This is a genomic window from Phaeobacter porticola (assembly GCF_001888185.1).
GTDB classification, from domain to species: domain Bacteria; phylum Pseudomonadota; class Alphaproteobacteria; order Rhodobacterales; family Rhodobacteraceae; genus Phaeobacter; species Phaeobacter porticola.
Genome location: NZ_CP016364.1, coordinates 1971704 through 1992733, shown reverse-complemented (window position 1 = coordinate 1992733; position 21030 = coordinate 1971704). Strand labels below are relative to the sequence as shown.

Genomic DNA, 21030 nt, shown 5'->3' with positions numbered 1-21030 from the left:
CCCGCTGTCACGGGGTCTACGTCTGCGCGTCTAACCGCTGACGTAGATCCCGTCTTTGGGTTTGTAAAAAATCTTTTGATTGTGCAGCCGTCCCAGCAGGTCATGGATTTGGCGCAGGGTGTCTTCGCGGCTGTGACCCGCGATGCCCTGTGTCAGCTGGGTCTCGTCTGCGAGTGCCTCCTGGGTGCGTTGCAGGGCGGTTTCGATTAAATCCACATCGGCGACGGTCAGTTCAAACATATCATTGAAATTGGGCATATTGTGCATCCTCTGTGCTGGGCGGCGGCCGCGTCCGTCATGCTGATGACAGGTCGCGGTTCAGTGTGGCAGTGGGCGGTGCTGGGTTGTTTCAGGCTGGCTCAGCTGTCCTGTCATTACCACTAAAATTTACTGATATGGCGGATTGGTCGCTGTTCATGCCCTGGGGTGCCCAACGTTTGAGACACGTCCCCAAAAACGCGCAACGCCCCGCATGGCGGGGCGTTGGCAATTTATTCTGCTGCGCGGAGCGGGGCGGAGGGTGGTTTCGCCTTACCTCGCTCCCATACCTCGTCGGGCTTGGCTTCGGTGTCGTCGGGCGCCGACGTCTCTGCGTCAGCCGCGTTGTCCAACTTGCCTTCACGTTCCCACAGGATCTCGGTTGTGGGCAGGGTGCGGGCCTTGGTTGCCAGACGCATGTCGCGTGCGATACGGCTTGATCGCCCACCGGTGAGCCGTGCGAGCAGGCGGCCAAGCGCGCCAACATAGATCCACAGCCAGACCCGGATCGCCAACAGCGAAGGGGTGACCAAGAGCGTCAGAACCGTCGCGATGCCCAGACCAAAGACCACTGCCGTTGCCAGCTGTTTCCACCACAAGGAAGTCGGGCTGTCGATGGAGTAGCCACCGTTGATAAAGTCGAGGCTGAGGCCGAACATCATCGGTGCAAGGCCTGCCATCGTGGTGATGGTGGTCAGAAGAACCGGGCGAATGCGGGCCTCGGCGGTGCGAATGATCGCCTCGATCCGCGGCATCTTCTGGGCGTATTCCTGATAGGTGTCGATCAGAACGATATTGTTGTTCACCACGATCCCGGCCAGCGCCACGATACCCGTGCCGGTCATGATGATTGAAAATGGCTGTTGCATCACCATCATGCCGATCAGCACGCCAGTGGTGGACAGAACCACCGCCAGCAGAACAAGGATCGAGTTGTAGAAGCTGTTGAACTGCGCCAGCAGGATTACAAACATCAATGCCAATGCGCCCGCAAAGGCCTTCATCAGGAAGGCCCCGGATTCGGCCTGTTCTTCCTGATCACCGGTCCATTCCCAGGTGATGTCCTTGGGCAGCGGATCAGTTTCCAGCCATTCCGTCAGCTTGGCAATCCGTTCATTGGCGTTCAGCGCCACAACGCGGGCCCCGTCATCCAGTCCTGCCTGAACCGCGTCAAGGGTGCTGGCGGTCGCCAAACTGCGCAACTGCAGAGGCGCGCTGGTCGCACTGGTCAGGTTGCTGCCGCTTGCGTCAGCCCCGTCGGCGAAGGTTTTGACATAGGCAAGCGTCTCATCCTCACCGCTGTCGGCATTGGCGGCGACAACCTTGGAGATACCCGGTTCGATATCTGCCTTCACGTCATAATAACGCTGCTGCTGGACGCGGCTGATCTTGTCCAGTTTGGGCACCGGCTGGCGGGTGACAAAGTTCGAGAGCGGTACCAGACCATCTTCGGTGCGCAGTTTCAGCACATCAAGGGTGGACAGAACGCGGTCCTCTTCGGGCAGGCGGACGCGGATTTCGATTTCCTCGTCCGAGCTGTCAACCCGCATCGTGTCCAACAGAATCCCACGGGTGACCAGCTGTACCATCGCGCCCACAGTGGCCACATCGGCGCCATAGCGGCCGGCCTTCTGAACGTCGACATCAATCTGCCAGTCGATGCCGGGCAGGGGCAGACTGTCCTCGATCAGATTAAGACCGGGGGTGTCTTCAAACCGGGCACGTGCCTGTTCGGTGGCGGCTGTCAGCGTGTCCCAGTTGTCGCCCTTCAGGCGCAGATGAACAGGTTTGCCTGAAGCTGGTCCCTGCGCCAGGGCGCGGATCTCAGCCTCGAAACCGGGCAGTTTTGCCAGCTCTGTATTGATCTCCTCAATCACGGTGTCGCCGTCGAAATCGGTCGCTGTCACCTCGCGAGTGAACCAGCCGTTGAACCAGCTTTCGGTCTGGGTAGGACGATTCTCCCAGGGGATGATCTCAAACTGGACCTGACCAATCGTGTCGGGCGGCGTCTGTGCGCCCGAGGCATCGGTGTTCAGCCCGCCTTCACCCGCAAAGGAGAAGACATTGACCACAGCCGGATGCGCCATCACCACCTGTTCGGTCAGCCGCACCATCTCGTTTTCTTCCATCAGGGACGTATTGCCCCGTGCGCGGACATAGGCGGTGGCCTGTTCTGGTTCGGATTCGACAAAAAATTCCACGCCATAGTTGTTTTCACCGAACAAGGTGAAGACCGTCATGATCGCGAAACCGACAGCGCCGATGGTGACAATTGGCATCAGCGGGTTGCCAACAATGAACTTGATGAAATGGCCAAAAGGCGTGTGGTGATGTCCGGCTTCAACGGCCTTGGGGGGCCGTTGAAGGCTTGCCGCGCCGAGTGTCACTGATGCGCCAAAGGCCGCAAGCGAGAAGACCACCGCGCCAAAGATCAACGCGGCAACGTCCGGCACGTCATTGGGCAGGAGGTAGTCACCATTGAGCATCTGCATCGCCCCGGCAAACATGCCCCAAAGCGTGACAGGCACCAGAGCGGCCCGCAGCCACCAGGGGGCAACGGCGCGCAGGCCGTCCGACAGATTTTCAAACAGGCGGCTCATGCGGCCGGTGACGCCCCCCATGACAGGCAGGTAGATCAGCGCCACCACCAGCGAGGCCGACAAGACGAAAATCAGTGTCACCGGCAGCATGCCCATGAATTCACCCGGAACACCGGGCCAGAACAGCATCGGCAAAAAGGCGCAGAGCGTGGTCGCGGTGGAGGAAACCACCGGCCAGAACATCCGCTGCGCCGCCTCGACATAGGCGTGCATCGGGCCAACCCCGTCCTTGATACGCTTGTCGGCATATTCCACCACGACGATGGCCCCGTCCACCAGCATACCCACCGCAAGGATCAGGCCGAACATGACGATGTTGGAGATGCTGATTCCCATCACGGCGAGGAAGGCAAAGCACAGCAGGAAAGAGGTTGGGATCGCAAAGCCAACCAGCAGCGCTGCGCGACTGCCAAGGGCCGACAGCACCACGATCATGACCAGGGCGACAGCCGTCAGAACCGAGCCTTCCAGCTGGCTGACCATGGAACCGACAACGCGGCTTTGGTCGTTCGACGTGCCAACGGAAACAGCGGCTTGCAGCTCTGGCGGCCATTTGGTCTTGGCGGTGGCAATGGCTTCTTTTACCTCATCAACGGTGTCGATCAGGTTGTAGCCTTTGCGTTTGACCACTTGCAGGGCCACCGTGTCCTCACCGTTAAAGCGTGCGGTACCGCGGCGGTCCTCAAAGGTGAAGTTGATGGTGGCCAGTTCGCCAAGCGTGACAACGCGGTCGCCATTGGTTTTGATCGGCAGTTCGTAGATATCGCGCACCTCGTCAAAGGACGAGGGGATCTTTACCGAGAAGGTGCCCTGATTGCTCTCTACCTCACCTGCCGCGATCAGCTGGTTGTTGTTCTGCACCACCGTGATCAGCTCAAGCGCTGTCACATTATATGCTTCCAGCCGCAGAGGATCGATCAGCACCTCGACCATTTCGTCGCGGTTGCCAGCGATCCCTGCCTCAAGCACCGGCTCAAGTGCTTCGAGGTCGTCCTGAAGATCCTTGGCAATCCGCGCCATTGTCCGTTCGGGGACTGCGCCGGTCAGGTTGACGATAACGATCGGGAATTCGGAGAAGTTGATTTCATTGATCGAATACTTCTCGGCTCCCTCGGGGAACTCCGCCTCAGCGGCATCCATCGCATCACGCACATCGGCCATGATCGCGGTTTTGTCCCAGCCGAAATCAAACTCCAGCGCCACACCGCCATAACCTTCAGCTGCGGTGGCGGACATCTTGTCGAGCCCGTCAAGGTCGGCCAGCTCGGTCTCCATCACCTTGACCAGCAGGGTTTCGGCATCCTCGGCAGAGATGCCGGGGAAGGGGACGGAGATGAACAGCGCCGGGATTTCGATGTCCGGCTCGCCCTCTTTGGGCAGGCTGGCATAGGCAAAGCCGCCAACCAGCAGCGAAATGGCGATGAACGCCAGAATCATACGGGCCCGTTCAGCGGCCCAGCTGACAATACCGGTCATTGCGAAACCTCTTGATAGGTAGGCGCAACGGTGACGCCTGCGACAACAAAATCCTGTCCAACAACAATTACATCTGCCTGCTCAGGCAGCCCGCCAACCCAGACGCCATTGGCCTCATCACGCAAGAGGCTGACAGGGTAAAACCCGACGGTTTGGTCCGTGTTCACAACCCGCACACCCAGCTGGCCGTCATTGTTCAGTGTTAGCGAGGATTGCGGCAGGTAATGTGCCTTGGAGCCTTCGGCAGAGATCACGATATCGGCGGTCTGACCGTCGCGGATCGCCAGATCCGGGTTGGGCACAGTGATTTCGACCTCAAAGGTGCGGGTGGTTGGGTCTGCGGAGCGGCTGATAAAAGTCACCTTGCCCGCAGTCAGGCGCCCGTTTGCCAGTTCGGCGCGGGCCATGGCACCAATGGTGACGCGGTTGACTTCGGCCTCTGGCACATAACCGACCAGCTTGATTGTCTCCAGCTGGATCACCGTTGCACAAAGACTGCCGGGCTGCATCAGGCTGCCCAGCTCGGCGGTGTCGCTTTCCAAAAGCCCGTCGAAAGGCGCAAGAATATCGAGCCGCGACAGTTCTTTTTCCGACGCGGCGACCTGAGCGGAGGCGGCTTCGATCCCGGCGCCTGCGGTTTCCAGCCCGGTTTCTGCCGTCGCTACGCCCGCCACGGCAGAGCGTTCTGCTGCCTGTGCGGCTGCCAGACGGGTCTCAGAGGCAAAACCGCCCTCGGAGAGTTTCGCGGCGGCGGTCAGATTTATCTGCGCCTCTTTCAGGCGCGCCCGTGCCTCGTCGAGTCGGGCCTGCCCTTCGGGGATGCGGATCTTGGCCTCGCGCAGGCGGGCCTTGGCCTCTAGCAGGGTCGAGGGGCGGGTGCCGGGATCCAGTTTGCACAGAAGATCGCCGGCCTTGACCTGCGCGCCCTTGCGCAGCGGTTCGGACAGCACGGTTGATGTGGTTTCAGCGCGCACCTCAACCTGGCGGATCGCCTGGGTCTGGCCCCGCAGCACAACCGCGCTGTCGATGCCACGGGCGCTGCTGCGCAGGGCAACCACGCCGACGGACGTGTTGTTTCCGTCGGTCGTTGTGGGTGTTGCCGCTGTTGATGCGGCAGCGGTGTCACCGGCGGCTGTCGCTGCCTCGGCTGTGGCCCCATCTGATGCGGCAGCGGCTGTGGTGTCGGTGCTGTCCTCTCCGCGGGCAAAGGACAAAAGCGTGTCACGCTCAATCACGGCATAATAGAGACCAGCAGTCACAACAGCAGCTGTCAGCAAGGGAATTACACGCATCTGGGGCCTTCCTAATTCACAGTCGTCCCCTGCGGGACATATAGAGCCACTAAATAGTCATACCACCAATCGGTACGTTTGGGCGAACTTGCGCCAAGTGATATGGGCCATATAGGCATTGTCCATACTAAACTCTGTAGTTCAGTTCACATTTTTTGTCTTTTTGGGGCGGTTTGTGCGGGATCGGGCACAACAGGGCCACTTGGCTTGGCATCGGTTGCACTGTAAGAGATGCGGAACACAGGAAACTTTCCGGCGAGCGCGGGGGCGGTTGCGGGATCTGCCAGGGACATTTTCATGAGCGATACCGACAGCTTTATCGATGAGGTGACAGAAGAGGTCCGCCGTGATCGCCTGTTCATGCTGCTCAAGCGCTATGGCTGGATTGGCGGTTTGGCCGTGGTGGTGATTGTCGGCGGTGCGTCGCTGCGTGAATACAATCGCGCCCAGACCGACGCAGCCGCACAGGCGCTGGGGGATCAGATGATCACAGCGCTTGACAGTGACGACAGTGCAGACCGTGCCACAGCATTGGACGCCATCACCTCTGCGACAGAGGGGGGCGATACCATATTGAAGCTGTTGCAGGCGGGCGCTCTGGCTGATGCCGGGAACACCGAGACAGCTGTGCAGCGCCTCAATGCGGTTGGCAGCAATGGCGATATGCCGTTGATCTATCGCCATATCGCCGCGTTCAAGGCGCTGGGGCTGCAACAGGATAGCCTGCCCGCCGCAGAGCGTCGAATCCAGTTCGAAGCCCTGGCCCAGCCCGGTGCACCGCTGGCGCTGTTGGCGCAGGAACAACTGGCGCTGATTGACATCGAGGAAGGCAACACCGAGGCTGCCATTACCCGTTTGCGCGACATTATTGCGTCGGCTGCGGTCACCTCGGACTTGAAAGACCGCGCCGCGCAAGTGATTGTGGCGCTTGGGGGAACACTGGAGCCGACTGCGGCACCAGAAGGCTAACCAATAGATCTGCGCCAGCGTGCGCAGGGAGAAAAGTGCAGTAACGGGGCAGAGCGATGACGGCAGTAACAAGCTTTTGGGGCGCAAGGGGCATTCTGACGGGGACCGCGCTGGCGTTGATCCTGTCCGCCTGTACCGAGCCTGAGGTCATTCTGCGCGGTGAGCGCCTGGATCTGCGGGATGACAGTGTCACTGTGGTGACCAATGAATCCCGCGCCATTGCCCTGCCGGCGGCACGTAGCAATGCCAGCTGGCCACAGGGGCCAGGGGTCGAAGGGCTGCGCCCCACCCACCCGGCTCTGGCCGCCGCCCCCAATGCAATCTGGTCCACCTCTATCGGAGACGGCGACAGCCGCCGCCAACGGATCACCGCCAACCCGGTGATTGGCGATGGTCGTATCTACACGCTGGACAGCGGTGCCAAGGTCTCGGCTGTGGGCACCAATGGAGCCTTGCAGTGGCAGAGCGAGCTGATCCCTGCGACCGATAGCTCCGGCCAGGCCACCGGCGGCGGGCTGGCCTATGAGGGCGGCGTGCTTTATGTCTCGTCCGGCTATGGCGTTCTGACGGCATTGAATGCCACCAGCGGCGCAACCATCTGGCGGCAGGAGCTGGAAGCAACCGGTTCGGGTCAGCCAACTGTGCGCGATGGGTTGGTCTATCTGGTGGCCGGAGATGATACCGGTTGGGCGGTTCATGCCAAGGATGGCCGTATTGCCTGGCAGGTTCAAGCTACGCCCAGCCCGTCGAATATTCTGGGCGCACCGGCACCTGCGGTTACCTCGGATTTGGCGATCTTCGCCTTTGGATCGGGTGATCTGACCGCGACCTTCCGCAAGGGCGGCCTGCGGCGCTGGAACGCCTCGGTTGCAGGCAAGCGGATTGGCCGCACGATTTCGCGCATTGGCGATGTGACCGGATCGCCAGTGGTATCGGGCAACCGCATGTATGTTGGCAATCAGTCAGGCCGTACGGCGGCATTTGACATCGGGTCAGGCGATCGTCTGTGGACCGTGCCGCATGGTGCAGTGGATCCGGTCTGGCCGGTGGCTGGCAGCGTGTTTTTGATCAGTGATCTGGGTCAGTTGCTGCGGTTGGATGCCGACAGCGGCGAGGCGATCTGGGCATCAGATCTGCCGGGGTATCTGAAGGACAAGCCGCGCAAGCGTGGCGCTGTTGTCGCCCACCATGGGCCGGTGGTTGCTGGCGGGCAGGTGATTGTGGCGTCCAATGACGGTCTGTTGCGGTTCTACAATCCACAAAACGGTGCGCTTGTCCGCACAGTTGAGGTGCCCGGTGGTGCCAGTACCGCGCCCGTGGTTGCAGGGGGCACGCTTTATGTTGTGTCTAGCAAGGGGCAATTGCACGCTTTCCGATAACGCTTTGATGCGCTAGGAGAGGGTTAAACAGCGATGCACTCTGGCAGGGCGCGCGCAGATGCGCTATGGGGCGCGTCTGAATCGCAGAAAGTTGGTCTGATGTCTTTTACCCTCGCTATTGTGGGCCGCCCGAATGTGGGCAAATCCACATTGTTCAATCGTCTCGTCGGCAAGCGGCTGGCGCTGGTGGATGACCAGCCCGGCGTCACGCGCGATTTGCGCGAAGGGGAAGCGCGTCTCGGCGATCTGCGCTTTACCGTTGTGGACACCGCCGGTCTGGAAGATGCCACCGACAACTCGCTGGAAGGGCGGATGCGCCGCCTGACCGAGCGGGCCGTTGATATGGCCGACATCTGTCTGTTCATGATTGATGCGCGCGTTGGCGTGACGCCGATCGACCAGATGTTTGCGGAAATCCTGCGCAAGAAATCCGCCCATGTGATTCTGGCTGCCAACAAGGCCGAGGGCAACGCCGCTGATGCCGGTGTGCTGGACGCCTGGGGCTTAGGTCTGGGTGAGCCGATCCGCCTGTCCGGTGAACATGGCGAAGGTCTGAACGATCTTTATTCGCAGCTGATGCCCTTGGCGGATGAGTTTGAAGAACGCGCCAAGGATGACAGCCCCGAGATTGACGTGGCTCTGGATGAAGACGCCGACGAAGAAGATCTGTCGGTGCCGATGCCAACCCGCAACAAACCGTTGCAGGTTGCTGTTGTCGGGCGTCCGAACGCGGGTAAATCCACGCTGATCAACAAAATCCTTGGTGAGGACCGTCTGCTGACCGGGCCCGAGGCCGGGATCACCCGCGATGCGATCTCGCTACAGATCGACTGGCAGGATGTGCCGATGCGCATCTTCGATACCGCGGGGATGCGCAAGAAGGCCAAAGTACAGGAAAAGCTGGAGAAGCTCTCCGTGTCCGACGGTCTGCGAGCGGTAAAATTTGCCGAGGTTGTGGTGGTCCTGCTGGATGCCGCGATCCCGTTTGAACAGCAGGATCTGCGCATTGCCGATCTGGCCGAGCGGGAAGGCCGCGCGGTTGTGGTTGCGGTGAACAAATGGGACATCGAGGACGAAAAGCAGGAAAAACTGCGCAACCTGAAAGAGGCCTTTGACCGGCTTCTGCCGCAGTTGCGCGGCGCGCCGTTGATTACCGTGTCGGCCAAAACCGGCAAGGGACTGGACCGTCTGCACGCGGCCATCATGCGCGCCTATGACGTCTGGAACCGCCGGATACCAACAGCTGCGCTGAACCGCTGGCTGACGGGGATGCTGGAACAGCACCCGCCGCCAGCCCCGCAGGGCAAGCGGATCAAGCTGCGCTATATGACCCAGGCCAAGACCCGTCCGCCGGGCTTTGTGGTGATGTGTTCGCATCCCGACAAGATGCCCGAGAGTTACAATCGCTATCTGGTAAACGGGTTGCGGCAGGATTTTGATATGCCCGGCTCGCCGATCCGTCTGACGCTGCGCTCGCAGTCGGACAAGAACCCCTACAAGGGCAAGAAGAAGGCGCCGCCGTCGAAGCTGCGCAAACATCTGGAAGGCCGCCGCAACTAAGCGTAGGTGCCTGCTCCAAGAATGAAGAATGACCAGAGGCAGCTTTCCATGTTGGGGGCTGCCTTTTTTCATGGCAAGCGCGGGTTTGCGCCTGTGCTGACCACGTAGAATTTGACCGCAAGCCACTGGCCTTGCTAGGCTTCACTGTAATTTATTGAAATGCCGGTGGGCTGTTGCCATGTTTGTAGGGCGCAGTATGGCCATGACCGGGATATTAACAGTGGCGTTGGATCGCCGCGCGCTTGGTGACATATCACCAAAGGGCCGCGTCATCGTGGCGTCACACTGCGTCTCTAGGGAACATCCCATGGATTTGAGAGCATACACGCGGACATATTGTGATAAGGACAACCGGCTGGCCGCGCTCAGCTATTTCGGGACATTTGCAATCTACTTCCTGGCGCTGACGGTTGCGATCCGCTACGCTGAGATCTGGTATCTGATGCTGTCTGCGGGGGGTGTGTTTGCCTTTGCAGCGGTGCGGCTATACGTGCTGCAACATGACACCGGGCATCATTCGCTGTTTGAAACCCGGATCCAGAATGAAATTGCCGGTCATGTGCTGTCGCCCTTCACCTTTGCCCCGTTTGAGGTGATGAAGCAGAACCATAATGAGCATCACGCCTATGTCGGCAATCTGGAACACCGCGAATCCGGCGAAATCCATACCATGACCCTGCGCGAATGGCAGGCGGCAGGCTGGGCACAGCGACTGGCCTATCGGCTGTATCGCAATCCGCTTGTGCTGGTGCCACTAGGGGCGGCGTTCACCTATTTCATTCGCTACCGCTGGCCGAAAAACACGCTGCGGTTTGGTGTATCTGGGGTGATCCTGCATAATGTGGTGATCGTGCTGCTGCTTGCGCTGCTCTACGCCGTCGCGGGCACGACCGGTGTGTTGGTCTGGCTAGGGTTTTCCTTTTTCGGGGGCATGATCGGCGTGTTCCTAGTCTATCTGCAACATAATTTTGAGGACACTTATTGGGATCGCCGGCCTGACCTTAATCCGCAGGTTGCGGCGCTTCAGGGATCATCCTGTCTCGATTTTGGCTGGTTTTTTGACTTTGCAGTCGCCAATATCACGCTTCATGACATTCATCATTTCAACGCCCGTATTCCCAGCTACCGGCTGCGCCGCTGCCACCACAACCTGCCGCCGGAGATTGCACCGCGCCGGATCAAGTTCACTGAGGCGATCCGCGCCATGGGGCTAAAGCTTTGGGACGAGGATCAGCAGCGGCTGGTGCCATTCCCGCCAGCTAATGCGCCGGGTGCACCGGTCACGGCCACAGGGCAAACCAACAGGCAGGAGCCTTCATGACATCTATCGCAAAACTTCCCGGTGTCGGCCCCGCGCTGGCCCGGATCCTCTCGGAAAACGGCTGCGCCACGATTGAGGCTGTGGCAGGAAAATCGCCAGAGGAGCTGAGCAAGATCCCCAGGATCGGCAAGCTGCGCGCGGCAAAACTGTCCGCAGAGGCGCAGAAGGCGCGAGGGGAGGCCAGTCCCAAGCCGACCAGCCCGGAGCGTGGCAAACCCGCCCGCCGCGCCAATGGGGCCGCACCGACTGTGCCGAATGGTGCCGCGCAGGAAAAACCCGGTGACCGCGCCGAGGCTGACAAGCTCAGCTCCGCGCTGGCGGCTGCCGAGGCGGCCCGTCGTGCGGCTGAGGCGAAGGCGGAAAAGGCGGTCCTGAAAGCGAAGAAATCCGCGAAGAAAGCCGCCGCCCTTGCCGAGGAATTTTCCGCCGCAAAGGTGAAAGCCAAGGCGAAGGCCAAACGGGTGAAAGCCAAGGCCAAACGCGCGATTGAAAAGGAAAAGGCCAAGGCAAAAGCGATCCTTGAGGCCAAACACAACCCGAAGAAAGAGGCGTCCGCAAAAGACAGCGGGAAGAAAGACAGCGGCAAGAAAGATGCGTCCAAAAAGGAGCCGACCAAGAAGGTCGCAGCCAAAAAGGACGGAGTGAAGAAGCCAATAGTCAAGAAGCAGAGAGAGCCGAGCGTTCCTGCGAAGGGTAAGAAAAAGAAATAGCGCCGCCGGGAACACTGTGCCGAGAACAAAGAAAACCGACGCTGTGAGGCGTCGGTTTTTTACTTCTTATTAAGAGATTGTGCGTGGTTATTAAACCAATGCGCCTTCTGCCGTCAGGGTCAAGCGACCGCTCAGATAGGGGGCCAGAACCTCTGGCAGTTTGACGGATCCGTCTTCCTGCTGACCGTTTTCCAGCACCGCAATCAGGCAGCGCCCGACCGCCAGACCGGAGCCGTTGAGCGTGTGCAGATATTCCGGCTTGCCACCGTCCGAAGGTTTGAACCGGGCGTTCATGCGGCGGGCCTGGAAATCACCTGTGGTGGAGACCGAAGAAATCTCGCGGTAAGTGTTCTGACCGGGCACCCAGGCTTCGATGTCAAAGGTTCGGCGCGCGCCGAACCCCATGTCACCGGTGCAAAGCACCACGGTGCGATAGGGGATGCCCAGTTTTTCCAGCAACCCCTCAGCGCAGCGCAGCATGCGCTTCTGTTCATCGTCGGATTGGGTCGGATGCACAACCGAGACCATCTCGACCTTCTCAAACTGGTGCTGGCGCAGCATGCCGGAGGTGTCTTTGCCCGCGCTGCCCGCCTCGGAGCGGAAGCAGAGCGTATGCGCGGTCATGCGGATCGGCAGGGCGGCCTCATCCAGCGTGTCGCCCGCAACGGAATAGGTCAGCGGCACTTCGGAGGTCGGCACCAGCCACCAGCCATTGGTGGTCTGATAGCTGTCATCGCCGAATTTCGGCAGCTTATCGGTGCCATACATCGCCTCGTCACGCACCAGCACCGGGGAGTTCACCTCCGTAAGGCCGTTTTCATCCACATGGGTGTCGACCATGAACTGCGCCAGCGCGCGGTGGATGCGTGCCACAGCGCCCTTCAGCAGCACAAAGCGCGCGCCGGAGATCTTTGCAGCGGTTTCAAAATCCATCGCAGCCGCGACGCCCTTGATTTCAAAATGCTCTTTCGGGTCAAAGGCGAAATTGGGGATCGCCCCCCATTTGCTGACCTCGACATTGTCGTCCTCATCGGCGCCCGCTGGCACGTCCTCGGCCGGCAGGTTGGGGATGCGGGCCAGCACGTCGGTCAGCTTGGCGTCCAGCTCCTTGGCCTCGGTCTGCAGGGCTGCGACTTCGGCTTTCTTGCCGGCCACCTCGGCCCGCAGACGTTCGAATTCGGCGTCATCCCCCTTGGCCTTGGCCGCACCAATAGCCTTGGCCGCCCTGTTCTGATCGGCCTGCGCGGTTTCAGCCGCCTGGATTTTGGCCCGGCGGGATTCATCCAGCGCCAGGATGTCGGAAGACATCGCCGCATCCCCACGCCGCGCCAAAGCGGCGTCAAAAGCGGCAGGGTTCTCGCGGATCGCGCGGATGTCATGCATGGGAGGTGCTCCTAAAGCGTTGAATCAGTGCCGCCAGCATATGCCGGATGGGGGCGGGAAGGGGAAGAGGGCGCTAGTGGTTGGCGAAGTTATTCGCTCATTTGTGTCTTCCATGAAAAGGGAAGTGGCAGAGGTCCAGTTTGATCATTAGGTCGTTGTAGAGAGAGTGGGTTACACCGTCGTCAGAACTATATGGTGACCAAGATCTAAATCCTTTTTCAGACAATTTACGTGACAGGTCATCGGCGCGTTCGGATTCTCCGTCATCTTTTGCATACTCCAATTCCATCCTAAGTTCAGAAATGCTGCCATTTCTGTTTGGCCGAGTGTAGCGTTCGTGAAGTTTGGTATCACTCGTGCCGAAAATCGTATTCATCTGGATATTGTCGCCGAGGTTGAATACACCTGATAAATCAGCACCTGAGACATCAAGCCCCCGCAGAGTTGCCCATCCAAGATGATTGGAGTGAAGTGAACCGACCGGTTGGTTAAGTGTCGCATGTACTAGGATCGCGCCTGTCAGATCACAATCGAGAAATCTCGAATAGTTTAGAGTGCAGTAGTTTAACTCAGCGCCTTGGAAATTCGCCCTCATAAAGTTCGCGCCCTCAATGAGACTGTGGTGGAACATTGCTCCCGAGTAATCGCGTGTAGCGAAGTCCGCACCGGAAAGATTACAGTTTCGCAAGTCCAGTCTGAAGCGCAGAAAAGCTTCTGCTTGTTTTCCCTTCTGTCCACGCCGACCGATTGCTTTTATGGCCATTTGGATGTCGTCCCTCAGTGAAGGAACTCTTTCCAGCTTCCCTGTGGGGCTAGGATCGTCACACATCGCATTGTTTCGGACATAGGCGCAGAGGATCTCGATAATCTGGATGTGAAAATCCAAATTCTCTTTCGCCAGTCTCTCCAGCGCCAAAATCGACCCAGTTCGGACTTCGATGTTTGGTTTGGTGACTTCCGCCATGATCGGCTTTTTCAGATCTGGATTACCATTAATGTCATCTTCATAGAGCAAAGCGCCTTCGGAACCCTGTCTTTGCTGCTTCACCGTTTTCTCGGCCCCCAACCCTTCAACGGCCTTGTTGATCCTGTCCGTGATCAGCCCCTGTTCGGTTGCCGTCGTGTTCCGTTCATTCGTCCACACCCGGATCGAAGCAAAGAATATGGTGGCGGAGCCTGCAAGTATGGCGACCAAGATGCCGATGCTGTGAGCGAGAAAGCGCAGCGCTTCGGCCTGCGGTTCTGCTTTGGCAAGTTCGTTCCCAAGAAGATCGACAAGGCGACGCACGCTCAGCCCGATTTCGACCAGATAAAATGTCATCGCGAGGACGAAGAGTATGCCAACCACGATCAACAGCGCGCTGACGTAGTGTCGGCGCAACCAAACCAACGGTTGCGGGAGCGCGGAGGGTTTGAGGCTTGTCGCCCAGAGAAGCGCATAGACCCCGCCACACAGCGCAATGAAGGTGAAAAACAGCGGGTGGCTGACAATCGCCAGATAGGTGTTGAGCACGAAAATAACCTTGCTGAAAAATGCGCTTTCACCCTCTCACCGCCCCTGCATCGGGTCAACTGCGTTTGCGGTATCAGATAAGGCCCCCTTAGCCTTGCAAAGCCCCGGGCCAGCGCATAGGTTCCCCTGCAAAATTAAGGGCGTCACAAGCGCCTGTCACATAGAAGGAATATCCCATGGATGGTGGCGCACTCGCCCAGTTTCTCCCGCTCATTCTGATCTTTGCAATCATGTACTTCCTGCTGATCCGTCCGCAGCAGAAAAAGCTGAAGACGCATCAGTCGATGGTCGAAGCGCTGCGCCGTGGCGATCAGGTGGTGACCCAGGGTGGCATCATCGGCAAGGTGGCCAAGGTCAAGGAAGACGGTGAAATCGAAGTGGAAATCGCCGAGGGTGTCAAAATCCGCGTGATCAAATCCACCATCGCACAGGTTCTGAACAAGACCGAGCCGGCAGCGTAAGTATCCCCGCTTAACCAACTGAAAAGGCAGGGCAATGCTGCAAATTGATCTCTGGAAGCGGGTTCTCATCTGGCTGGTCTGTGTGACCGGCCTTTTGCTTGCCCTGCCAAATGCGTTTTACACGCGCGTCGAGCAGGCCAATGACGCCGCCGCCGAAATAATCGCGAAGGGCGAAAGCCCCGCGCGGCTGGACGTGGCGGGCCAATGGCCGTCGTTCATGCCGTCGTCGCTGGTCAACCTTGGTCTGGACCTGCGCGGTGGCGCGCATCTTCTGGCCGAGGTGAAGGTCGCCGACGTCTACGGCGCGCGGATGGACGCGCTCTGGCCTGAGGTGCGTGACGCGCTGCGGCCTGAGCGTGGTGAGGTCGGCACCTTTCGCCGCCAGCAGGCACCGGAGGGGCAGATTCGTCTGAAGATCTCCAAGCCCGAGGGCATGGCCCGCGCGCTGGAGGTTGTGCGTGGTCTGGCCAATCCGATCACCAGTCTGACTGGGGCCGGGGCCACCGATATCACCGTGTCCGGGACCGGTGACATTCTGACCGTGGAGCTGAGCGAGCAGGAGAAGCTGGCCTCTGATGACCGCACCGTGCGTCAGGCACTGGAAATCATCCGCCGCCGGATTGACGAGGTGGGCACGCGCGAGCCGACCATTCAACGTCAGGGCAGCGAACGGATCCTGATTCAGGTGCCGGGCATCGGGTCGGCGTCGGAGTTGAAAGAGATCATCGGCACCACCGCGCAGCTGACCTTTAACCCCGTCGTAGGGCGCGGCACGGACGCCGATGCCAATGCGGGTGTCGGTAACAAGGTTGTGCCGTCGCTTGATGAGGACGGCGTGTTCTACACCGTTGAGGCCGCACCGGTTGTGACCGGTGAGGAGTTGGTGGACGCGCAGCCGTCCTTTGATCAGAACGGCCGCCCGGCGGTCAGCTTCCGTTTCAACACCACAGGCGCGCGCAAGTTCGGCGACTATACGGCGGAAAACATCGGCTCGCCCTTTGCGATTGTGCTGGATGAGGAGGTGGTCTCCGCCCCGGTGATCCAGTCACATATTCCGGGTGGCTCTGGCATTATCACCGGTGATTTCGACATTGAGGAAAGCACCAATATGGCGATCCTGCTGCGGGCGGGCGCATTGCCTGCGGGGCTGGAGTTCCTGGAAGAGCGCACGATCGGTCCGGAACTGGGTCAGGACAGCATCGACGCTGGCAAGGTTGCGACCATCGTCGCTTTTGTCGGGGTGCTGGTCTTCATGGCGCTGAGCTATGGTTTGTTTGGTCTTTTTGCCAATATCGCATTGATCCTCAATATTGCGCTTATCTTTGGCGCGCTGAGCCTGATTGGTGCCACGCTGACCCTGCCGGGGATCGCGGGCATTGTTCTGACGGTTGGTATGGCCGTGGATGCCAATGTGCTGATCTTTGAGCGGATCCGCGAGGAGCTGAAGGCCGGTCGTGGTCCTGCACGGGCCATTGATGAAGGGTATTCCAAGGCGCTGAGCGCCATTCTGGACGCCAATATCACCACCTTCATCACGGCTGTGATCCTGTTTGCCATGGGCTCCGGCCCGGTGCGCGGCTTTGCGATCACGCTGGGGCTGGGGATCATGACCTCGGTGTTCACCGCGATCTTTGTGACACGGGTAATCATCGTGATGTGGTTTGAACGGCGTCGTCCGAAAACGATCGAGGTATAATATGCGGCTGAAACTTATTCCCGAAAATACCTCGTTTGATTTCTTCAAGCGCTGGAAACTGTGGCTGGGCATCTCTGCCCTGATGATTGTTGTCGGTTTTGCCTCCTTTGCCTTGCAGGGGCTGAATTTCGGCATCGACTTCCGGGGCGGTACAACCATCCGCACCGAAAGCACGACCGAGATTGACGTGGGCACCTATCGTGCTGCGCTGGAGCCGCTGGAGCTGGGCGACATCACTATCAGCGAGGTGTTTGATCCGACATTCGCCGAGGACCAGCATGTCGCCATGGTGCGTATTCAGGCGCAGGCTGATGACGAGTCGATCTCTGGTGAGGTGATTGCCGAGGTGAATGCCGCGCTGGATGCGGTGGCGCCGGGCATCAAATTTGTGTCTGTGGAATCGGTAGGCCCCAAGGTCTCGGGCGAGCTGGTGCAGACGGCAGTTCTGGCGGTTGCGCTCGCGATTGGCGCGGTTCTGATCTACATCTGGCTGCGCTTTGAATGGCAGTTCGCGCTGGGGGCCGTCGCGGCGCTGGTGCATGACGTGGTGCTGACCATCGGCGTGTTCTCGGAACTCCAGATCAAGTTCGACCTGGCGATCATCGCGGCACTGCTGACCATCGTCGGCTATTCGCTGAACGATACGGTGGTGGTGTTTGACCGGGTGCGCGAAAACCTGCGCCGCTACAAGAAGAAGCCGCTGGCCGAGGTTCTGAACATCTCGATCAACGAAACCCTCAGCCGGACGGTGATGACCTCGGTGACCACATTGCTGGCGCTGGTCTCGCTTTATGTTCTGGGTGGCGACGTGATCCGGGGCTTTGTCTTTGCGATGATCTGGGGCGTCATTATCGGCACCTATTCGTCGATCTTTGTGGCCTCCACCATCCTGCTGTGGCTGGGCGTGAAGCGCGACTGGACGAAGCCGTCGAACACCGCAGGCAATCAGTTCGCCAATATCGACGCCTGAGTCTTCGGGCATATTGCAAATGTCAGAGGCCGCATCCCACAAGGGTGCGGCCTCTTTTTATTGGCTTCAACCGGGCTGGTGTTTTGTCAGGGGAGCGAACATGTTATGCAGCCGGGCAGGGCGCAGAATTACGCGCCCGCCGCCGATCACGAATAGAGGATGCACGCCATGCGTTTGAACGAAGTTGCCTATACGGACGCCCTGCCAATTGACGGCTACGGGCCGGGTTTCTTTCGCGTGGGCGGTGAGGTGCATCAGGGTCATATCCTGACCGGGGCAACCGGGACCACGGGCTGGGGCGGCTATGAGGATGCGGACCCGCTGTTGGCACTTGTCGGTGAGGTTGATGTGCTGTTCATCGGCACCGGGGCCGAGGTCGCGCATATCCCCGCAAGCCTGCGTCAGCAGCTGGAAGGGGCCGGGATCGGGGTTGAGGCGATGAATTCTCCCGCGGCCTGCCGGACCTATAACGTCCTCCTGTCCGAGGGGCGCCGGATCGCCCTTGCGGCCCTTGCGGTCTGACACACTGCCGATGCGAGCCGCGGGCTTGATCTTGCGCAAGGACAGGTCGCGCGGGATCGGGTTTTTCGACCAAGAACCAAAGAGGTAGGCGGGTTTCATGACAATGACCATCGCAGGGCTGAGCATCGCGCGTGGCGGCGTTCCGGTGCTGGAAGGCGTGAGCTTTGCGCTGACGCCGGGTCGGGCGCTGATCCTGCGCGGGCCGAACGGCTGTGGCAAGACCACGCTGTTGCGCACCATCGCCGGGCTACAACCGCCGCTGGCCGGTGAGGTGAAAATTGACGGAGCCAGCGAGGGCGACGATATCGCCTATGCAGGCCACGCCGACGGGATCAAGCTGACCCTGACGGTGGCGGAAAACCTGAAATTCTGGGCGGCGATCTTTGCCATGGATGAGATCGACAGCGCATTGGATGCCTTTGACCTGCGGTCCCTGCGTGATCGGCAGGCCGGGGCGCTTTCTGCCGGGCAGAAACGCCGGCTGGGGCTGGCGCGACTGATGGTCACCGGGCGGCGCTACTGGATATTGGATGAGCCGACTGTCAGTCTGGATCGCGCGTCAGTGCAGCAGTTTGCGGATGTGGTGCAGGGCCATCTGGCGGGCGGCGGTGCGGCGTTGATTGCCACCCATATCGACCTTGGCCTTGACGGCGACACGCTGGACGTCAGCCGGTTTCGCGCCAAGCTGCCGGATCTGGACAACTTCGACGGGGCCTTCCTGTGAGGGCGCTGTTGTTGCGGGATCTGCGGCTGGCCCTGCGCGCGGGCGGCGGCTTTGGTTTAGGGCTGGCGTTTTTCCTGATCGTGACGGTGCTGGTGCCGTTTTCGGTCGGGCCGCAATCGGAGCTGCTGGGCCGTATTGCCCCCGGTGTGCTGTGGCTGGGCGCGCTCTTGGCCTGCCTGTTGTCGCTGGACCGGCTACTGGCGCTGGACTGGGAGGACGGCACGCTGGATCTGATGGCCACCGCCCCGCTGCCGCTGGAAGCGGTCGTGACGATCAAGGCGCTTGCCCATTGGATCACCACCAGCCTGCCGCTGGTACTGGCAGCACCTGTGCTGGGTGTCCTTCTCAACCTGCCGACGGCGGGCTTTCTGTGGCTGGTTGTCTCGCTTCTGCTGGGCACGCCTGCGCTGTCGGTGATCGGCACCTTTGGTGCGGCACTCACAGTGGGGCTGAAGCGGGGCGGGCTGTTGATGTCGCTCTTGGTGCTGCCGCTTTACGTGCCGACGTTGATATTCGGCGCAGAGGCCGCGCGGCGCGGCGCGGCGGGTATGGCGGTGGAGACGCCGTTGTTGATGCTGGCCGGTATTTCGGCCGCCACGCTGGCGCTGCTGCCCTTTGCCAGCGCCGCCGTCCTGCGCGTCAATTTGCGCTAGGATGAATGAATTGAGATCCCTTCAAGCAAGAGCTAAATAGCCACTATGTCGATCTGGGAATACGCCAATCCAAAGAAGTTCCTGACCACGTCGGAACGGGTGATGCCCGCACTGTGGGTCTCAGCCGCTGTGCTGTGCACGGTTGGGCTGATCTGGGGGTTCTTCTTCACGCCGGATGATTACCGGCAGGGATCCACCGTCAAGATTATCTTCCTGCATGTGCCCGCAGCACTGATTGCGATCAATGCCTGGTTCATGATGCTGGTCGCCTCGCTGATCTGGGTGGTACGTCGCCATCACGTGAGCGCGCTGGCGGCGAAGGCTGCGGCCCCCATCGGGGTGGTGATGACGCTGATTGCACTGATCACCGGGGCGCTTTGGGGCCAGCCGATGTGGGGCACCTGGTGGGAATGGGATCCACGACTGACCTCCTTTTTGGTGCTGTTCCTGTTCTACCTTGGCTATATCGCCCTCTGGGAGGCGATCGAGGACCCGGATACTGCCGCTGATCTGACCTCCATCCTATGTCTGGTAGGCTCGGTCTTTGCGGTGCTCAGCCGCTATGCGGTCAATTTCTGGAATCAGGGGCTACATCAGGGGGCCTCGCTGTCGCTGGACAAGGAAGAGAACGTGGCGGATGCGTTTTCCAACCCGCTGTATGTTTGTATGATCGGGTTTGGCCTCTTGTTTCTGGCTTTGGTGCTCTATCGCACCGGCACAGAGATCCGGGCCCGGCGGATGCGAGCCCTGATGCTGCGGGAAAGGATGCAAGCATGATGCCAGATCTTGGAAAATATGCGGTTGAGGTGCTGTCGTCTTATGCCGCTTCCCTGTTGCTTTTGTTGGCGCTGCTGCTGATGACATTTGCCCGTGGTCGCCGCGTACGGCGGCAGATGCAGGAGATGGAACAGCAGATGCAAAGCCAGGGAGGAACGCCCCGTGACTAAGATTTCCCCCGTGATGGCACTGCCGGTGCTGGTGTTCGGTGGTCTTGTGGCCCTGTTTCTGGCAGGCATGTTTCGCAACGATCCCGAGAGCCTGCCGTCTGCGCGTGAAGGGCAGACGGCTCCGCCGGTGGTGCTGACCAGCTTTGCCGATGATCCCGGATTTGATGATGCTACCCTGCGTGACGGCACGGTGAAACTGGTGAATTTCTGGGCCAGCTGGTGCGGCCCTTGCCGGGTGGAACATCCGAGTCTTGACGCATTGTCCGAGGAAGGTCTGGCGATCTATGGCGTCAACTACAAGGATCAGGAAGACAATGCGGTCGGGTTCCTTCAGGAGCTGGGCAACCCCTATCGCGCCATTGGCCGGGATGAGGCCGGACGGATGGCGCTGGACTGGGGCGTCTATGGCGTGCCGGAAACTTATGTTATCGACGGGAAGGGAACCATTATCCTGCGCTTTGCCGGTCCCATAACGCAGCGGGTGATCGACACCACCATAGGTCCAGCGCTGGAAAAGGCGGCGGGCAAGTAATCACGCTTAACCTTGGCAACGCGCAGCTTAATGCAGTGCTGTAAGGTTCTGAAACATCGTAAAA

At 59.9% G+C, this 21030-nt stretch carries 19 protein-coding genes; 14 read left to right on the top strand and 5 right to left on the bottom strand.

Going from position 1 to position 21030, the window contains the following annotated elements:
• Positions 1–30: 30 nt before the first annotated feature.
• The 3 genes from PhaeoP97_RS09560 to PhaeoP97_RS09550 form a co-directional block, all read right to left on the bottom strand.
• Entirely contained in the window at positions 31–258 is a 228-nt protein-coding gene (locus PhaeoP97_RS09560) for a hypothetical protein (protein WP_072506393.1), read from the bottom strand.
• 233 nt (positions 259–491) lie between these two features.
• On the bottom strand, positions 492–4334 hold the full coding sequence (locus tag PhaeoP97_RS09555; protein ID WP_072504873.1) for an efflux RND transporter permease subunit: 3843 nt from the start codon (positions 4332–4334) through the stop codon (positions 492–494).
• Complete coding sequence (locus PhaeoP97_RS09550) at positions 4331–5626, bottom strand: efflux RND transporter periplasmic adaptor subunit (protein WP_072504872.1); 1296 nt, start codon at positions 5624–5626, stop codon at positions 4331–4333. The genes PhaeoP97_RS09555 and PhaeoP97_RS09550 overlap by 4 nt, the downstream gene beginning before the upstream one ends.
• A gap of 297 nt (positions 5627–5923) precedes the next feature.
• Here PhaeoP97_RS09550 and PhaeoP97_RS09545 point away from each other — a divergent pair, with 297 nt between their 5' ends.
• From PhaeoP97_RS09545 to PhaeoP97_RS09525, 5 genes are all read left to right on the top strand, one after another.
• Positions 5924–6595: a hypothetical protein gene (locus PhaeoP97_RS09545; protein ID WP_072504871.1), complete on the top strand. Its 672-nt coding sequence runs from the start codon at positions 5924–5926 to the stop codon at positions 6593–6595.
• A gap of 56 nt (positions 6596–6651) precedes the next feature.
• Positions 6652–7974, top strand: a complete 1323-nt coding sequence (locus PhaeoP97_RS09540) for a PQQ-like beta-propeller repeat protein (protein WP_072504870.1) — start codon at positions 6652–6654, stop codon at positions 7972–7974.
• Between the two features lie 99 nt (positions 7975–8073).
• Positions 8074–9534, top strand: a complete 1461-nt coding sequence (der, locus tag PhaeoP97_RS09535; protein ID WP_072506392.1) for a ribosome biogenesis GTPase Der — start codon at positions 8074–8076, stop codon at positions 9532–9534.
• 307 nt (positions 9535–9841) lie between these two features.
• A complete protein-coding gene (locus tag PhaeoP97_RS09530) occupies positions 9842–10855 on the top strand; it encodes a fatty acid desaturase (protein ID WP_072504869.1) in 1014 nt (337 codons plus the stop codon).
• Positions 10852–11565 carry a helix-hairpin-helix domain-containing protein gene (locus PhaeoP97_RS09525; RefSeq protein ID WP_072504868.1) on the top strand — a complete coding sequence of 238 codons (714 nt, stop codon included), beginning with the start codon at positions 10852–10854 and terminating at the stop codon, positions 11563–11565. The genes PhaeoP97_RS09530 and PhaeoP97_RS09525 overlap by 4 nt, the downstream gene beginning before the upstream one ends.
• Before the next feature lie 90 nt (positions 11566–11655).
• Here the strand turns inward: PhaeoP97_RS09525 and serS are convergent, their stop codons facing one another.
• Both serS and PhaeoP97_RS09515 read right to left on the bottom strand, forming a co-directional pair.
• Positions 11656–12948 (bottom strand): serine--tRNA ligase, encoded by a 1293-nt coding sequence (gene serS / locus PhaeoP97_RS09520; protein ID WP_072504867.1) that lies wholly within the window; start codon positions 12946–12948, stop codon positions 11656–11658.
• A 97-nt stretch (positions 12949–13045) separates the two neighbouring features.
• Positions 13046–14461, bottom strand: a complete 1416-nt coding sequence (locus PhaeoP97_RS09515; RefSeq protein ID WP_072504866.1) for a pentapeptide repeat-containing protein — start codon at positions 14459–14461, stop codon at positions 13046–13048.
• A 176-nt stretch (positions 14462–14637) separates the two neighbouring features.
• Here PhaeoP97_RS09515 and yajC point away from each other — a divergent pair, with 176 nt between their 5' ends.
• The 9 genes from yajC (at position 14638) to PhaeoP97_RS09470 (ending at position 20966) form a co-directional block, all read left to right on the top strand.
• Positions 14638–14922, top strand: a complete 285-nt coding sequence (gene yajC / locus PhaeoP97_RS09510) for a preprotein translocase subunit YajC (protein ID WP_027247153.1) — start codon at positions 14638–14640, stop codon at positions 14920–14922.
• A gap of 34 nt (positions 14923–14956) precedes the next feature.
• Positions 14957–16618, top strand: a complete 1662-nt coding sequence (secD, locus tag PhaeoP97_RS09505) for a protein translocase subunit SecD (RefSeq protein WP_072504865.1) — start codon at positions 14957–14959, stop codon at positions 16616–16618.
• A gap of 1 nt (position 16619) precedes the next feature.
• A complete protein-coding gene (gene secF, locus PhaeoP97_RS09500) occupies positions 16620–17588 on the top strand; it encodes a protein translocase subunit SecF (protein ID WP_072504864.1) in 969 nt (322 codons plus the stop codon).
• 168 nt (positions 17589–17756) lie between these two features.
• Positions 17757–18110 (top strand): Mth938-like domain-containing protein, encoded by a 354-nt coding sequence (locus PhaeoP97_RS09495; protein WP_014880259.1) that lies wholly within the window; start codon positions 17757–17759, stop codon positions 18108–18110.
• A 97-nt stretch (positions 18111–18207) separates the two neighbouring features.
• A complete protein-coding gene (gene ccmA, locus PhaeoP97_RS09490; RefSeq protein WP_072504863.1) occupies positions 18208–18834 on the top strand; it encodes a heme ABC exporter ATP-binding protein CcmA in 627 nt (208 codons plus the stop codon).
• A complete protein-coding gene (gene ccmB / locus PhaeoP97_RS09485) occupies positions 18831–19487 on the top strand; it encodes a heme exporter protein CcmB (protein WP_014874911.1) in 657 nt (218 codons plus the stop codon). Before ccmA ends, ccmB begins: the two co-directional genes overlap by 4 nt.
• A gap of 45 nt (positions 19488–19532) precedes the next feature.
• Complete coding sequence (locus PhaeoP97_RS09480; RefSeq protein WP_014874910.1) at positions 19533–20264, top strand: heme ABC transporter permease; 732 nt, start codon at positions 19533–19535, stop codon at positions 20262–20264.
• Positions 20264–20434 carry a heme exporter protein CcmD gene (gene ccmD / locus PhaeoP97_RS09475; RefSeq protein ID WP_072506391.1) on the top strand — a complete coding sequence of 57 codons (171 nt, stop codon included), beginning with the start codon at positions 20264–20266 and terminating at the stop codon, positions 20432–20434. Before PhaeoP97_RS09480 ends, ccmD begins: the two co-directional genes overlap by 1 nt.
• On the top strand, positions 20427–20966 hold the full coding sequence (locus PhaeoP97_RS09470; protein WP_072504862.1) for a DsbE family thiol:disulfide interchange protein: 540 nt from the start codon (positions 20427–20429) through the stop codon (positions 20964–20966). The genes ccmD and PhaeoP97_RS09470 overlap by 8 nt, the downstream gene beginning before the upstream one ends.
• Positions 20967–21030 lie beyond the last annotated feature (64 nt).